Annotated in this window: 14 protein-coding genes; 2 read left to right on the top strand and 12 right to left on the bottom strand. The window is 61.8% G+C overall.

Annotation, left to right across the window (positions count from 1 at the left end):
• Position 1: 1 nt before the first annotated feature.
• From Thiowin_RS12805 to Thiowin_RS12855, 11 genes are all read right to left on the bottom strand, one after another.
• The gene (locus Thiowin_RS12805) at positions 2–703 is read right to left on the bottom strand and encodes a CDP-alcohol phosphatidyltransferase family protein (protein WP_328983397.1); all 702 of its coding nucleotides are present in this window, start codon (positions 701–703) and stop codon (positions 2–4) included.
• A 2-nt stretch (positions 704–705) separates the two neighbouring features.
• On the bottom strand, positions 706–1,791 hold the full coding sequence (leuB, locus tag Thiowin_RS12810; protein WP_328983398.1) for a 3-isopropylmalate dehydrogenase: 1,086 nt from the start codon (positions 1,789–1,791) through the stop codon (positions 706–708).
• Positions 1,792–1,829: 38 nt separating this feature from the next.
• Entirely contained in the window at positions 1,830–2,426 is a 597-nt protein-coding gene (locus Thiowin_RS12815) for a Uma2 family endonuclease (protein ID WP_328983399.1), read from the bottom strand.
• The gene (locus tag Thiowin_RS12820; RefSeq protein WP_328983400.1) at positions 2,423–2,989 is read right to left on the bottom strand and encodes a Uma2 family endonuclease; all 567 of its coding nucleotides are present in this window, start codon (positions 2,987–2,989) and stop codon (positions 2,423–2,425) included. Before Thiowin_RS12820 ends, Thiowin_RS12815 begins: the two co-directional genes overlap by 4 nt.
• 17 nt (positions 2,990–3,006) lie before the next feature.
• Positions 3,007–3,645 (bottom strand): 3-isopropylmalate dehydratase small subunit, encoded by a 639-nt coding sequence (leuD, locus tag Thiowin_RS12825; RefSeq protein WP_328988075.1) that lies wholly within the window; start codon positions 3,643–3,645, stop codon positions 3,007–3,009.
• A 9-nt stretch (positions 3,646–3,654) separates the two neighbouring features.
• On the bottom strand, positions 3,655–5,085 hold the full coding sequence (gene leuC, locus Thiowin_RS12830; protein WP_328983401.1) for a 3-isopropylmalate dehydratase large subunit: 1,431 nt from the start codon (positions 5,083–5,085) through the stop codon (positions 3,655–3,657).
• Between the two features lie 103 nt (positions 5,086–5,188).
• On the bottom strand, positions 5,189–6,706 hold the full coding sequence (locus Thiowin_RS12835; RefSeq protein WP_328983402.1) for a glycogen synthase: 1,518 nt from the start codon (positions 6,704–6,706) through the stop codon (positions 5,189–5,191).
• Positions 6,707–6,766: 60 nt separating this feature from the next.
• Positions 6,767–7,549, bottom strand: a complete 783-nt coding sequence (locus Thiowin_RS12840; protein ID WP_328983403.1) for a hypothetical protein — start codon at positions 7,547–7,549, stop codon at positions 6,767–6,769.
• Between the two features lie 339 nt (positions 7,550–7,888).
• Positions 7,889–9,028: an MFS transporter gene (locus Thiowin_RS12845; RefSeq protein WP_328988076.1), complete on the bottom strand. Its 1,140-nt coding sequence runs from the start codon at positions 9,026–9,028 to the stop codon at positions 7,889–7,891.
• Between the two features lie 132 nt (positions 9,029–9,160).
• Complete coding sequence (gene aroC, locus Thiowin_RS12850; protein WP_328983404.1) at positions 9,161–10,306, bottom strand: chorismate synthase; 1,146 nt, start codon at positions 10,304–10,306, stop codon at positions 9,161–9,163.
• A 167-nt stretch (positions 10,307–10,473) separates the two neighbouring features.
• Positions 10,474–11,883 carry a TolC family outer membrane protein gene (locus tag Thiowin_RS12855; RefSeq protein ID WP_328983405.1) on the bottom strand — a complete coding sequence of 470 codons (1,410 nt, stop codon included), beginning with the start codon at positions 11,881–11,883 and terminating at the stop codon, positions 10,474–10,476.
• Between the two features lie 277 nt (positions 11,884–12,160).
• Here Thiowin_RS12855 and Thiowin_RS12860 point away from each other — a divergent pair, with 277 nt between their 5' ends.
• Entirely contained in the window at positions 12,161–12,538 is a 378-nt protein-coding gene (locus Thiowin_RS12860; RefSeq protein WP_328983406.1) for an Mth938-like domain-containing protein, read from the top strand.
• A 104-nt stretch (positions 12,539–12,642) separates the two neighbouring features.
• Positions 12,643–13,359 (top strand): hypothetical protein, encoded by a 717-nt coding sequence (locus Thiowin_RS12865; RefSeq protein ID WP_328983407.1) that lies wholly within the window; start codon positions 12,643–12,645, stop codon positions 13,357–13,359.
• Here the strand turns inward: Thiowin_RS12865 and Thiowin_RS12870 are convergent.
• Positions 13,318–15,168, bottom strand: a complete 1,851-nt coding sequence (locus Thiowin_RS12870) for an RNB domain-containing ribonuclease (RefSeq protein WP_328983408.1) — start codon at positions 15,166–15,168, stop codon at positions 13,318–13,320. The genes Thiowin_RS12865 and Thiowin_RS12870 overlap by 42 nt on opposite strands.
• Positions 15,169–15,219 lie beyond the last annotated feature (51 nt).

Here is a 15,219-nt window from a genome sequence, read left to right on the forward strand (position 1 = left end):
GCTATCCCTTTCGCTCGCGCGCAACCAACCAGGTGCGCGCACACTCCCACAGGTGATAGCTCCAGTCGAGGGTCTTGAACACAGTCACCAAGATGACCGCGAGCACTGGCGCCTGCACTAGCAGGCACAGGCTAATGACGGCATAGAGCGTAAAAATATCGAAGCCGGGCATCAGGCCACGGTCCATGAACCACTGCTTCCAGCGCGCGCGTATCAGCGGGCGGCCTTGGGCACAAGGGGTGATGACCCAGGTGACCAGGGCAATGTCCAGGTAGAGGGTGGTGAGCATGGCCAGGCCAAGCCAGGCCGGAACATGGGCCACCAGCACCAGAACAATGAAAAGCACCAGGCGCACCAGTTGATCGCCGAGTTGATCAAGCCTCTTGCCAATGGTGCTGCTCTGCCCCCGATGGCGCGCCAGATTTCCATCCACACCATTGAGCAGGGAGTGAAGCTGAATCAGCAGGGCGGCACCAATAAACCAGTGCGCGGCCAATGCCACGGCTGCCGCCAAACCAGCGGCGGCGGAGAGTGCGGTGGCCAGATTGGGCGAACAGCCCAGTCGATCCGCCACCCAGGTCAGCAGGGTATCGACCGGATGGGCATAGTAGCGGTTAATGGGGTATTCGTAGGGACGGCGTGGTTCCGGGTGATAGCGCGCGTACAAGCGCGCATAACCTTCCCTCAGGCTTTGCCAACGCATGTTCAGCCTGCCTCGCGCAGTGCGCTCACCACGGCATCACCCATGGCGGCGGTCCCAACCCTGGTGGTGCCAGGCGAGGCCAGATCGGCACTGCGCAAACCTTGATCGAGAATCGACTCCACCGCGCGCTCGACACGCTCGGCCTGCTCGGGCGCGCCCAAGGAGTAGCGCAGCATCATGGCGACAGACAGAATGGTCGCGAGTGGATTGGCCACGCCCTTGCCGGCGATATCGGGCGCCGAGCCATGAATGGGCTCATACATGCCCTGCCCGCTTTCATTGAGCGCCGCCGAGGGCAGCATGCCGATGGAACCGGTCAGCATGGCGGCGCAATCGGACAGGATGTCGCCGAACATGTTGGTGGTGACCATCACATCGAACTGCTTGGGCGCGCGCACCAGTTGCATGGCGGCGTTGTCGACATACATGTGGCTTAAGCTGACCTCGGGGTAATCCTGGCCGACCCGTGTGGCGACCTCGCGCCACAACTCGGTGGCCTCCAGCACATTGGCCTTGTCGACCGAGCACACGCGCCTGTTACGCTTCATGGCAATGTCGAAGGCCACCCGGCAGATGCGCTCAATCTCGGATTCGGTATAGACCAGGGTGTTGAAGCCGCGCCGCTCGCCTGATGGCAGCGTCTCGACTCCGCGCGGCTGACCAAAATAAATGCCGCCGGTCAGCTCGCGGATAATCATGAGATCGAGTCCGGCCACCACATCGGGCTTGAGCGTGGAGGCATCCGCCAGCTGCGGATAGAGAATCGCCGGGCGCAGATTCGCGAACAGTCCGAGGCCCGCGCGCAAGCCCAGCAGACCCTTCTCCGGGCGCACGGCAATGGGCAGGGGCTCCCATTTCGGCCCACCCACGGCGCCAAGCAGCACGGCATCGGCGTACTTGGCTTGGCTCAGGGTGTCCTCGGGCAGCGGCGAGCCGGTGGCGTCGTAGGCACAGCCGCCGACGAGAGCCTGGTGCATGTCGATGGCGAGGGCGAAGTCATCGCGCAGGCATTCGAGCACTTTCACCGCCTCGGCGATGATTTCCGGGCCGATGCCGTCACCCGGCAAAATCAGAATGGTCTTGGACAAGGGATGGTTCTCCGTTGGGATGCAAATCCGGTCTCGGGTTAATCGCTGGCTTCGGGCAGTCGGACATCTTCATACAGATCGGCCAGTCGCAAGGTGCAGCTCACCGGCGGGCAGTCGATCGTCAATGCCGCATCCGGAGCGGTCAGACGCTGCTGAACCCAGCCGCTTTCCGAGGCGCCGGCAGCGTCGCGCTGCCAGACTTCCATCAGGGCGCGATCCTGGGCGATCACCAAGTAGTAGCACAGCGATGCGAGCTGACGGTAACCGAGCAGTTTTTCGCGTCGGTCAATCTGTTTGGTACTGGGTGAGAGCACCTCGGCAATCAGGCAGGGCGCGAATTTCACATAAGATTTGGCATCATAACCTTCGCAACTCAGCATCACATCCGGGTAGTAATAGGCCTGCTGTGAAGGCACCGAGACCTTCATGTCGTTGATGAACATGCCGCAGGGCGTGCCGCGTGTCGCAGCGCGCAGATGAAAGGCCAGATTGGCGTTAATCCGATTATGCGCCTCGCTAGAACCGGTCATCGCAAACACCTGACCGGCAACATACTCGTGGCGCACTGTACTGTTTTTCTCGCCTTCCAGATAGTCTTCAACGCTGATCAAGCGCTCTTCGGCCAGTGCGGTCATGGCAAGGTCACCTCCTCATAGAGATCCGCCAGATTCAGTTGGAGTGTTATAGGCGGACAGTCAATCGGCAGGGCATCTTCCATACGGCTTAACGCTTGGTAGCACCAGGTATCTCCCTGGCGCGCATAACACTCAACGAAAGGCCGATCCTGGACGATCAGCAGATAATAGCGCAAGGATGAAAGCTGCTGATAACCCAGCCACTTATGGCGGCTGTCGATGCGTTTGGTACTGGGTGAGAGCACCTCGGCGATCAAACAGGGCGCGGAGATGACATAATCATCCTGATGATCCGGCTCGCAGGTCAGGATCAGATCGGGATAGTAAAAAGCGTCTTGCGCGGGTACCCGAACCTTGATGTCGCTGACAAAAACCTTACAGGATTGGCCCCGCGTGACGGCACGCAGATGAAAGGCTAAATTGATATTGATTTGATTATGTGCCTTACTGGTCCCGGTCATGGCATAGACCTGACCGGCGACATATTCATGGCGTATCTCGCTGACCTTCTCCCCTTCGAGATACTCCTCGACACTGATCAAAGGTTCTTCCACAGCGAGCATGTCAACCTCCCGCTACGTTAAGCGAATAACCAGGGCGCCTCGGCCGCGCGCTGTTGTTCATAGGCGGTGATGGCATCGGCATGTTCCAGCGTCAGGCCGATGTCATCCAGGCCATGGATCAGGCAGCGATGATGAAAGGGATCGATATCGATCTCAATCTGGGCACGCCCATTCGGACTGAGTCTCAGATTGTGCAGATCGACCTCAATGGTCAAAGGCTCCTCATCGCCAGCCAGCGCGAAGAGTTCATCGACCAGCGCCGAATCGAGCACCACCGGCAGGATGCCGTTCTTCATCGCATTCTGGTGAAAAATATCGGCAAAGCTCGGCGCGATCAGCACCCGGAAGCCATAGTCCGCCAGCGCCCAGGGGGCATGCTCGCGCGAGGAGCCGCAGCCAAAATTATGGCGCGCAAGCAGAATCCTTGCCCCCTGGTAGCGCGGATCGTTGAGGACAAAGTCCTTGTTCAGCGGTCTGTCGGTGCAATCCATGCCCGGCTCGCCGTGATCGAGATAACGCCATTCATCGAACAGATAGGGCCCAAAGCCGGTGCGCTGGATGGATTTCAAAAACTGCTTGGGAATGATGGCGTCAGTGTCGATATTGGCACGATCAAGCGGCACCACCACGCTGGTGAAATTTTCAAACGGCTGCATGGGCATGGCTTAGATCTCCCGCACGTCGACAAAATGACCCCGGATGGCCGCCGCCGCCGCCATCGCCGGGCTGACCAAATGGGTGCGACCACCCTGCCCTTGCCGGCCCTCGAAATTGCGATTGCTGGTCGAGGCACAGCGTTCGCCCGGTTCGAGCCGGTCGGCATTCATCGCCAAACACATGGAACAACCCGGCTCGCGCCATTCAAAGCCGGCCTCGGTGAAAATCCGATCCAGTCCCTCGGCCTCGGCCTGCTCCTTGACCAGGCCGGAGCCCGGCACCACCAACGCCTGCTTGATGGAGCCAGCCACCCGTTTGCCCCTGGCGACCTCGGCCGCCGCGCGCAAGTCCTCGATACGGCCATTGGTGCAAGAGCCGATGAAGACTTTATCCAGCGCAATGTCGCGGATCGCCACACCCGGCTCCAGCCCCATGTAGGCCAGCGCATGGCGATAGCTGCCGGCCTTGACCGGATCGGCGATCTCGTCCGGGTCAGGCACGGCGCCATCCACCGGGACGACCATCTCGGGCGAGGTGCCCCAGGTGACCTGCGGGCGGATGCTGGCGGCATCCAGATGCACCACCCGGTCATACTCGGCGCCGGGGTCGGAATTCAGGCTCAGCCAATAGGCGGCCGCGCGCTCGAACTCCTCTCCTTTCGGCGCCAGCGGCCGACCACGCAGATAGTCGACGGTGATTTGATCAATGCCGATCAGCCCGGCGCGCGCACCGGCCTCAATCGCCATGTTGCAGACCGTCATGCGCCCTTCCATGCTGAGCGCGCGAATGGCTTCACCTGAGTATTCGATCACATGGCCAGTCCCGCCAGCGGTGCCAATCTCGCCGATAATGGCGAGCACAATGTCCTTGGCCGTCACGCCGGCACCCAGCTGTCCATCGACGCTGACCAGCATGGACTTGGACTTTTTCTGCGTCAGGCATTGTGTTGCCAGAACGTGCTCCACCTCCGAGGTACCCACACCAAACGACAGGGCACCAAAGGCGCCATGGGTGGAGGTATGACTGTCGCCGCAAACAATGGTCATGCCAGGCTGGGTGAAACCCTGCTCCGGGCCAATCACATGCACAATGCCCTGGCGCCGATCATCCATGTCGAACACCTGGATGCCAAACTCGTGGCAGTTATTGATCAGCGTTTCGACCTGAATGCGCGAGACTGGATCGGCAATGCCCAGATGCCGATCAAGAGTGGGTACATTGTGGTCCGGCACCGCCAGATTCGCCTGGGGCCGCCTGGGTTTGCGCCCCGCCAGCCGCAGCCCTTCAAAGGCCTGCGGCGAGGTGACCTCATGCACCAGTTGCCGGTCGATATACAGAAGCGCGGTGGCTCCCGATGTCACGGAGGCCGATGTCGCGGTGTCATCGACCCGCACCAGATGCGCCTCCCAGATTTTGTCGTAGAGCGTCCTCGGACTCATGTGCTGCCATCCTCAACCAAAAGAATGTGGCAGGATAAGCGCGAGTGGCAAAGCTTGGCAAACCGGCGAATCACCGCCCAACCACCGAACAGCGGCTTGGCGCTCAATGCTCCTCGAGCGGATCGCCACCAACCAGCCAGCGATAAATGCGCAAGTAGTCTTGTGCCGGCCCATTCCAAGAGTGGTCAATGCTCATCCCGTTGATCTGCAACTGTTTAAACTGATCTGGATAGTCTGTCCAGAGTCCAAATGCCCGATCGAGCGCGAATTCAAGCTCGGCCGGCTCGGCGTCATCAAACACAAAGCCGTTGCGCTCCGCGGGTGGTTTGACGCAAAAATTGGCATCGAACACCGTATCCGCCAACCCGCCAACCCGACGCACCACAGGCACGCAACCATAGCGCATGGCGATCATCTGCGTCAGCCCGCAGGGCTCGTAAAGGCTGGGTACCAGAATGAAATCCGCGCCGGCGTAGATCTGATGCGCCAGCGCCTCGTCAAAGCCAAGCTCCAGGTGAGCGTCTGGATGGCTCTGGTACGCATCGCGTAAGCGCTCGAAACGCGCCTGAATCTGGGGTTCCTGCGCACTGCCGAGCAAGACGCACTGACCTTTCTTGGCCAGCGTGTAAACCAGGGCGTGCGCGATAAGGTCCACACCCTTTTGCCGGTCGAGCCGGCTCACAATGGCCAACAACGGCTTATTGACCGCTTGCAGCCTCAGGCGCGCGCGCAGCGCGGCGGTATTGGCGGCCTTAAGTGCAAGTCGGTCGGCATCGAAAGGCTGGGCGATCAAGGGATCGCCGCGCGGATTCCAGGTGGACCAATCAATGCCATTTAGCACCCCGGCAAAACGTCCCTGGGCCTGTTTTCTGGCCAAAACATCCTGCAGGCCACAACCCTGCTCGGTGCGCAATGCCTCCCAGGCGTAGCGTGGCGAGACGGTGGTGACGAAATTGGAAAACACGATGCCACCTTGCATCAGGTTGGCGCTGCTCGAGCCGGCGCTGTTCCCCAACCGATCCGGCGTCATCAGGCGGCTGGCATCCAGGCCCACGGCCGTCAGTACATTGGGTTCCACCCAGCCTTGATGACCGAGATTGTGCAGGGAGTAGCACACCCGAACAGCATCCAAACCGGGATCCGGAACGGGATCCGGACCGCGTGGCGCGTAGTCTTCATACAAGAGCACGGGCACCAGGCCGGTTTGCCAGTCATTGCAGTGCAGGATGTCCGGCCAACCAGAGCATTGCCGCGACCATTCAAGGGCAGCGCGGCAATAACAGGCAAAGCGCAGAGCATCGTCGGGCTCGCCGTAGATGGCGCCGCGCGCAAAATAGGCCGCGTTCGACTGGGGAGCAAAAAAGCGGCAATCGAGTCCATCGACCCGTCCCGAGGAGACCCGGCAGCGCAGCGCCTGACCGGCAAAGGTCAGGGGCAAGTCCTCGCGCAACACTTGCCGGTCTTGAATCAACTCATGGCGCAGGCAATCGTAATCCGGCAGCAGAATTTCGACATGGGCGCCCGCGGCCTGCAGGGCGCGCCCAAGTCCATGGACAAAATCCCCCAAACCTCCGGCCTTGGCGACCGGCGCGCATTCAGCGGCCAGTATGGCAATACGCATGTGTTGCCCGTCCTTTCCGCCCAGCGCGGCTGCAATCAGTCGCGACCAAAGTCACGGCTGTCAGCCCCCGTCACGCGGCACCGCCGGCAAGGCCGGCAGCAGGCGCAAGAGGCTTTGAATCAATTCCGGGTCCGTGATCTCAAGATCGAAGGCAAAACCGCCACCCGGACCAACCCGATAGGCATGGCCACCGAGATCGAGCAGACTGCCTGGCGCTGCCCTGCCACCAATGCGAAGCTCCCCCCAGAGCGCCATTGCGGACTGGTCGCGGATGGAACGCACCGGACCGCTACCCGCCATTGGCGCGGCTGTACCCGCATCATCGGACACACCGCCATCGAATCCTTGGTGGCGTGCCACCAGAGGCGGATGGTTGATTTCGTGATCCCGCGGCTGGTCTTTGCCCTCGGCTGGACCCGAGGCCAGCGCGAACAAGACAGCAGACGCAGTGGGCGGCAAGCACGCGGAGGCCATCGCCGGCAAGGCCAGCCGGTTGGAGCGCGCCAGCATCAGCCAGCCGCCATCCGGAGTGCCAAGGCCCAGCTCGGCCTGATACCAGGCATCTGGCCGCAGACCGATCAGGCCCATGCGCCCCGCATGCACGGATGCAACCGGGAGCAGACCGCCCTGTCCAAATTCATCCGCGCCCGAGCCGCCAAAACGACGTAACAGCACCCCAGGCGACGCCGTGCTCGCCTGGGGAGCAAAGGCGGCCTCGGCCGCCCGCTTGCCCGGCACCGCAAGCCGCCAGCGCAGTTCAAGCGCGTCCGCGCGAGCCGGATAGAGCACCAGGAAGTCGCGCTCACTGGCAATGGAGAAAAGCTCGAGTTCGGGATTGGTCAAGGAGGCCTGGGGCGCCTCAGGCACAGCCTCTAAACAGTGGGACAATGGAGAAATTCGGCTGGCCTCCGGAGATTGAGCCCCAGCGCGGCCGGGGCAAAGCCCATCCGTTCCGCGTCCACCGGCAACAAGGGGCCTGCGTCTAGAATCGCAACCCAGGTGCCGCCTCCGGCCGTCCGCGCGTCGGAAAATTGGACGCCGAACAAAAGACTGGCGGATCTGACCGGGAAGACGCCGGGAACAGGTCGCTTAAGTTATCAAGAACTGGCGCAAACTGAAATAATCACACCAGGAAATGAGCCCAAGTCTAACACAAAACAGGGACAAGACGAAAAGACAAGACTAGAAGCGTCGCTCGCGATCAACAAACCAAAAGACGCACAACCAGCCGATCAGCGCCGCGGCGGATCCCAATGCAAAGGTTGGCCCAGCACCCAGCGGCCCCCAGAGCTGACCACCGAGCAAACTTCCAGCTCCGCCGCCGGCGCCGAAGCTCAGGCTATTGTAAAGGGCCTGCCCCCGCCCTTGCACCGAACCAGGAAAATAATGATGCACCAAATGGATGGCCGATGCATGAAAGGCGCCGAAAGTCGCGGCATGCAGGGATTGAGCCAGCACCTGGATCACCAAGATTGGCGCCAGCCAGCCGATTAGATTCCAGCGCAGCACCGCCAGCACCAGGCTCGCCAGTAGAATGCGCCGGGCGCCAAAGCGCTCCAGCAGCCAGTGCATGCGCAGAAACACCAGCACCTCCGCCACCACCCCGAAGGCCCAGAGCACCCCGACCAGCGCGCTGCTGTAGCCGGCTGCCTCCAGATGGATGGAATAGAAGGCATAGTAAATGCCATGACTGAACTGCATCAAAAAGCAGCTCAGCAGAAAAAAGGCGATCTCTGGACGCGCGAGCAAGCGGCGAATGGAGGGCGCTGGATGCGCCTGCTGTGAATGCGAGCAGTCTGGCACCAGCATCGCACTCATCCAGACCGCCACGAAGAGCGCCAGCACGGTACCGGGAATCACCCCGGTTCCGGCCAGGCCAACCCACCAGCCAAGCACGCCCACCACCAGAATAAAGCCAACCGAACCCCACAGACGCACCCGTGCATAGCGATTGGCCGCCGCGCCCAGATGATTAAAGGTCACCGACTCCATCTGCGGCAATGCGGCGTTCCAAAAAAAACTGAACACCAACATGACCGCTGCGACCGACCACAGGGACTGGGTCCAGAAGATGGCGACGAAGGTCACGCAGGTCGCGAAGGCCGAGACCCGCACCAGCGGCATGCGCGCGCCAAAATGATCCGCCAGCCAACCCCAGAGCATGGGCGCGGCCAGCTTGGTGCCCATTAGAATCGCCATGAGCGCGCCGATGGCGGCGGCCGAGAACCCGTGGGATTGCAAGTAAGGGCCCCAGAAAGGCACCAGGGCGCCGAGCGCGCCAAAGTAAAACAGATAGTAGGCCGACAACCGCCAATAGGGCATGGCCACGGCCTTAGACATGGATGATGACCGGCGAGGAGCCTCGCGCGGATGGCTGTCGCAATGGCTTGTGCAAAGCTGGGCACGGCAAAATTGGACGGAACAAAGTCGGCAAGAGACCGCGGCTGTGCTCCGTCATCCCTCGGAGCGCGGCTGATCCGGTGCCCGACCCGATGCCCGATCCGGCGCAAGCGCCGCAATTGGCTCCAAAGGCAGGTTCACCCCGGCATTCTGCCCGCGATGGCGCAATAGATGATCGGCCAGCACCAGCGCCAGCATGGCCTCGGCGATGGGGGTGGCGCGAATACCCACGCAAGGGTCGTGGCGGCCCTTGGTGACAATCTCCACCGCCTGCCCATGCAGATCCACCGTGTGCCCCGGCAGCCGAATGCTGGAGGTTGGCTTGAGCGCGAGGCGCGCGACAATGTCCTGTCCGGTCGAAATACCACCCAGCACGCCACCGGCGTTGTTGCTCAGAAAACCCGCGGGGGTCATCTCGTCACGATGAGCACTGCCCTTCTGGCTCACGCTGGCAAATCCGGCGCCAATTTCCACGCCCTTGACCGCATTGATGCTCATCAGCGCATGGGCAATATCGGCATCAAGGCGATCAAACACCGGCTCACCCAGCCCCGGCGGCAGCCCCTCGGCCACGACAGTCACCTCGGCGCCAATGGAGTCCCCTTCCTTGCGCAGGGCGTCCATGAAGGTCTCAAGCTCGGGCACCAGGCTGGCATCGCCGCAGAAAAAAGGATTGGCGTTCACCTCTCCCCAGTCGTGTACTCGCGGGCGCAGCGGCCCGAGTTGCGACAGATAGCCGCGCACCCGGGCGCCGCACAGATGCTTGAGCACCTGCTTGGCGACCGCCCCCGCCGCCACCCTGGAGGCTGTCTCGCGCGCCGAGGAGCGCCCGCCACCGCGATAATCGCGGTGGCCGTATTTCATGGTGTAGCTGTAATCGGCGTGGCCGGGACGAAAGCGTTGGGCAATCTCGGAATAATCCTTGGAGCGCTGATCAAGATTTTCGATCAGCAGCGCGATGGGCGCCCCCGTGGTCAGCCCCTCGAACACGCCAGAGAGAATGCGCACCTGGTCGGGTTCGCGCCTTTGGGTGGTGTGGCGCGATTGCCCCGGTGCGCGCCGGTCGAGATCGGGTTGCAGATCGGTCTCCGAGAGAGGGATGCCCGGAGGGCAACCGTCGAGAATGCCGCCAATGGCGGGGCCGTGGCTTTCGCCAAAGCTAGTGAAGACCAGACTTCTACCAATACTGTTGCCGGACATGCTATGGGGTGCCGCCAAGACTGGGCTTGGGTGATGGTTGAAGAATCACGGACTGCCATGACACCTGCACATCGGTCATGAACTGACCGCTGGGCTATTGGGACTGGCCAGATTAGGACTGTCCAGATTCATTCGCCTCTGCAAGGTGCGTATCATACGCAAGAGGCTCAATAAGCCGGCGGCTGTACCAGGTCTTTCTCGTTCAGCCAGGCATTGCCCATGGCTAGCACCTCGCGATTGAGGGTACTTGTGGCTTGATGCAGCAACACGCCATTGATGATGTAGTCATAGCGAGCCGAGAGATACTCGAATTCAGCCTGAAACAGATTCTGCTGTGCGTTGAGCACATCCACTTGGGTACGGGTGCCAACCTCAAGACCTGCCTGGGTGGATTCGAGTGCGCTGCGCGCGGAGACGATGGCCGCCTGCCGAGCTTTCACATCGCTGATACTTGAGAGAATGCCACGGAAAGCATCATTGACCTGATTGATCACCGCCCGCCGTTGCTGGTCAAGTCGATCTTGGGCGGCGCGAAAATTATAGCCGGCCTGGCGGGTACGAGAGGCCACGGCACCGCCCTGGTAGATGGGCACCGTCAGGTTGAGACCGACGAAACCCGAGTCGGTATCCACGCCAGTTCTAGCTTCGGAGCGCGCGATTTCATAGCCGGCCTGCAAATCCACGCTAGGGTAATAGGCGGACCGCTCCACTTCAATGCCCTTGCGCGCGGACTCGGCGGCCTGCTGCGCCGCGACGACGTTAAAATTTCTCGCTAGAGCCGTTTTCGCCCAGGTATCGATATCATTAGGCTCGGGCGGCGCCAGTGGCAGTCGGTCGCCAAGGCGGGCAAGCGGCAGAGACACCGGACCGATGATACGTCTGAGCGCCTCCCACTTATTGTTGAGATCGTTCTCGGCGCTGATCAGATTGGCGCGCGAGCGGTCGTAGGCAGCCTGACTTTCGTTGACATCGGTGATGGCAACCAAACCGACCTCGAAGCGCTGCCGTGACTGCTCCAGCTGCCGCTCGTTGGCTGTCTCGAGCGCCTTTTGCACGCGCACCGCGTCGTTGGCGCGCAGCACGTCGAAATAGGCCTCGGTCGTGCGAACCATCAGGTCAATTTGTGCTGCTTGGTACTGCGCCTCGGCCTGGGCGATGGTGTTGTCCGCCTGACTGAGCTGAACCCAACTACCGCGGTTGTAAACAGATTGAGAAAAAACAGCACTGGCACCCGAGGTCTGATAGGTATCCCGCCCCGTGCCGCCTCCAAACTGGCTGGTCAGGCCGCTTCTGTCGGTCTCGACGTTGTTGTAATTAACATTGCCGCTCAGGGAGAAATTCGGCATCAGCAGAGCCTGCGCCTGCGGCTTGTTCTCGCGCGTGGCATAGAAGGTCTGCTCCGATTCACGCAGGGTCGGGTCGCTGCTGACGGCAAGATCATAGATATCGAGCAAATTAGCCGCATGCGCACAGGGAATTGCGCATATCAAACCGAGCAGCACAGCGCCAGGCAGACGCGCGCGCGTGAATCCAAAAGAAAAGGCGACCGAGCAAATCGCCTGACTGGGTTTTGACATGGTAGTGTTGATTCCCGCAAGTGTCGGCCCCAAGCCGAATAGATCCTGATGCTTGATTGACCCAGGGGTATTTAAGGACGGCACCGGCCGGAGAAAAACCCGGACGATGGAGCGACTGTTTCACGGTCAAAAAGCGTATCCGGTCAGTCGGCGCTCTGACATTCGTGTCCAAACCCCAAGGCAAATGTTCAAGTGAAATGATACCTTGTCCCAGTCGGCCTTGCATCGGCAGATTATCCCCACCCATTCCCGACCCGGCCGGGCAATACAGCACACCATGAAATTCTCCGAAATTCTCGCCCCCAATGCCTTGCGAATTGAAGCCTATGACCACGAGCATTTCCGTATCAGTGGACAGATTTTCCGGCATGCCGTGCTGCTGTTGCCGGATAGCGCGGTCCAGCCCTGGGCGCCTGGCGCGGAGGATGCGCCAACCGCAGGGGATCTGAATCTCCTGCTCCAGGCTCGCCCGCAGGTGATTTTGATTGGCACTGGCGCCACGCAGCGCATGCCGCCCCCCTCGTTGATGGCATCAGGGGCCGAACAGGGCGTTGGTATCGAATGGATGCGCACCGGTGCCGCCTGTCGCACTTACAACCTGCTCGCGAGCGAGGGCCGACGAGTCGCGGCCGGGCTGCTGCTGGAGCGCGCATGACGCATCGCCAAGGCGGGCGCCAAGCAAAGCCGACTTGTCCCTGCCCATGTTGCAGCCCGTTGTTGCCGCAACCTCGCTGTCTTCGGCAAAACCAAATGGGAACCATGGATCGCAACATTTTTCTGACCACCCTAGCCGCTGCCGTCATGGGTATCCTTGGCCTATGGTTGCTGCTATCACTGACTCCTCCCGTCGATCCACCCGGCCCGCCGCGACTGCCCTGGGATGTCACTCGCTCCCCCGCTGGCCAGACGCAGGTATTTGGTCTCACCTTGGGCGAGAGCCGACTTGCCGATCTGCGCGCGCTGCTTGATAACCAGGGAAAACTCAGTCTCTTTCTCGCAGCGGATGGCGAGATCACCCTGGAGGCCTTTTTTGATGACATCATCCTGAGCGGAATCCGCGCCGACTGGGTCGCCTCGCTCCAGCTCCCCGCCGGGCAACGCGATGCCCTCTACCAGCGCGGTCTTCGCATCAGCAGCCTGGGCGATGGCGCACGCAAGGTCACCTTGGCCTCGGACGATGCCGCCAGCATGACGGGAACGCCGCTGCGCGGCCTCACCTACCTGCCCTGGAAGCGCCTCGAGCCACGCGATATCGCTGGCAATTTTGGCCAGCCAGCGGAGCGCTTCACCGAGAAGTCTGGCGTCCAGCACTGGCTTTATGCCGAGCGCGGCATGGACATCGCGCGCGATCCCCAAGGCGCGGTGGTCATCCAGTACTTGAACCCAGCGGATTTCCAGATCGCCCGCGCGCGGCTGCTTGAGATTGAGACCAACTCAACCATCGACCAACCGGAAGCGCCCCTCCAACTCAGGTAAATCCACGGAGGTCAGCAGGAGGTCCAGCTCGGCATCAAGCTGCAACTCTTGCTTGGCGCGCAGCCGGGTCTCGAGCGCGAGTTCCGGGATCAGCACCACCGTGCGCCGCTCCTCGCGCGCCACCACCACTCCCCGACCTCGCCAGCCGGGATGCGCGCGCAGATAGACCAGCTTCCAGTGCTGATTTGACAGCCGCTCGGTCTTGCGCACCGCGGCCCCGGCCACCTCGGCCTGACTGGCGCGCGTGGCCAGGTCACTCGCGTCCAAGGGCGGCTCACCGCGCAGATGCGCGCGCAGCTGCTGATGCACCAGAAGATCGGCGTAGCGACGCAACGGGCTGGTGGTCCGCGTATAGAGCGGCAGCCCCAGCCCAAAATGCGCGCCCGGCTCGACCGTTGTTCGAGACGGCTTGAAAAAACGTCGATAGGCGTGCATGCCAGAGAGACTCTCCGGCTGTTCGATGCGTTCTGGCGGTGGCTGAACCGCGAATGGAATGGCGATCTCACGTTCCTGACAAAGGCGCGCCGTGGCCTCGCCCGCCATCAGCATGGCGTCGGTCACCAACTCCCGCGCGGCCAGGCGCACCATGGGTTCAATGATCACCTGGCCGTCGCTCAGGCGTAAATTGACCTCTGGCAGATCGATTCTGGCCGCTTGATTGGCCGCGCGCCGGGCACGAAAGCGCTCAACCAGCCGCGACAAGGATGCGAATGGCTCCTCGCTCAGCCGTTGCTCGGTCTCGCCGTAGCTCAGGCGTTCAACCCGCACCCAGCTTGGCCGAACATCAATGTCGTGCAGTTCGCCCTGCTCGTCACAGCGAAAGCCAAAGGACAGCGCCGGGGAAATCTCTTTCAGGCCCATGCCCAGAGCCGCGGTCGCGGCCTCGGGCAGCATGGTGATGGCGCCTTCGGGCAGATACAGGGTGGCACCCCGCGCGCGCGCCTCGAGATCCAGCTCGCTGCCCGGCGTCACCAAGGCCGCCACATCGGCCACATGCACCCAGACGCGGTCCCCATCCAAGCTGATGGCATCGTCGGGGTCTTGATTGCCGGCGTCGTCAATGGCGTAGGCCGGCAGCGCGGTTAAATCCAAGCGAGGCTCCTCGGCCAGTTCAGGCACCGGCAAAGCGGGCGCCGCCAGCGCCACACCAAAGCGCTTGGGATAGGGATTATGCTCCGCCGGCCAATGGCCGACGCGCAGCAGAAAGGCATGCGCCTTCGCTGGCTGCTCGGCCACGTCGAAATGCTTGAGAATCCGCGAGTGCTCGCTTTGCTGATACACCATACGCTCGACCTCGCGCAGACGCTCGCCATCCTCGGGCAACAAGACCCGTTTTTCGATGCGCGCGACAAAGTCCGCCCACTCCTGCTCCGCGCGGGCCTTGGCCTCGCGTTGTTCACGTTCCTGCGCGATCACCTCGGCCGCGCGTGGGCGAATCGCCTCTGGCTCGCCTTCAAACAAGGGCCCTTCCATCACCAACTGCCAGCTCGCCCAGACAGCCTCGGGGGAGGACTCGCCATACAGCAATTCGGCCAGCTCAGTCACCGTGGTACTTTCGCCATCAAGCAGTTCCCAAGCCTCCTCGAAACTTCCACTCTGCCCAGCTAGCCGATCCAGTCCGGCCGTCAGATCGGCGAGCCGCCGCAGCGGGCCGGGATGCAAGAGCACGACATCCTTCAGACGCACGCGCTTGGTCTGGCCTCCCTCAAGCTCAAGCTCAATTTTGTCATCGAGCGCACTGACCCGCGCTGGGCGGCTTTTATAGAGAACCAGCGCATCAATGCGCGGGTTACCTTGATGAATGGACAAGATGTTGCTATCTCCCGGAGAATGGCCTTTGAGCATAAGCGGTGAGGAGCC

The organism is Thiorhodovibrio winogradskyi, from assembly GCF_036208045.1.
Lineage (GTDB): Bacteria > Pseudomonadota > Gammaproteobacteria > Chromatiales > Chromatiaceae > Thiorhodovibrio > Thiorhodovibrio winogradskyi.

Coding starts and splice junctions, on each gene's coding strand:
- Thiowin_RS12815 (WP_328983399.1), bottom strand. CDS start 2,426: ATGACCGCACTGGCCGAAGAGCGCTTGATCAGCGTTGAAGACTATCTG.
- Thiowin_RS12865 (WP_328983407.1), top strand. CDS start 12,643: ATGGATCGCAACATTTTTCTGACCACCCTAGCCGCTGCCGTCATGGGT.
- aroC (WP_328983404.1), bottom strand. CDS start 10,306: ATGTCCGGCAACAGTATTGGTAGAAGTCTGGTCTTCACTAGCTTTGGC.
- Thiowin_RS12820 (WP_328983400.1), bottom strand. CDS start 2,989: ATGCTCGCTGTGGAAGAACCTTTGATCAGTGTCGAGGAGTATCTCGAA.
- Thiowin_RS12860 (WP_328983406.1), top strand. CDS start 12,161: ATGAAATTCTCCGAAATTCTCGCCCCCAATGCCTTGCGAATTGAAGCC.
- leuD (WP_328988075.1), bottom strand. CDS start 3,645: ATGCAGCCGTTTGAAAATTTCACCAGCGTGGTGGTGCCGCTTGATCGT.
- Thiowin_RS12835 (WP_328983402.1), bottom strand. CDS start 6,706: ATGCGTATTGCCATACTGGCCGCTGAATGCGCGCCGGTCGCCAAGGCC.
- leuC (WP_328983401.1), bottom strand. CDS start 5,085: ATGAGTCCGAGGACGCTCTACGACAAAATCTGGGAGGCGCATCTGGTG.
- Thiowin_RS12855 (WP_328983405.1), bottom strand. CDS start 11,883: ATGTCAAAACCCAGTCAGGCGATTTGCTCGGTCGCCTTTTCTTTTGGA.
- Thiowin_RS12805 (WP_328983397.1), bottom strand. CDS start 703: ATGCGTTGGCAAAGCCTGAGGGAAGGTTATGCGCGCTTGTACGCGCGC.
- Thiowin_RS12845 (WP_328988076.1), bottom strand. CDS start 9,028: ATGCCCTATTGGCGGTTGTCGGCCTACTATCTGTTTTACTTTGGCGCG.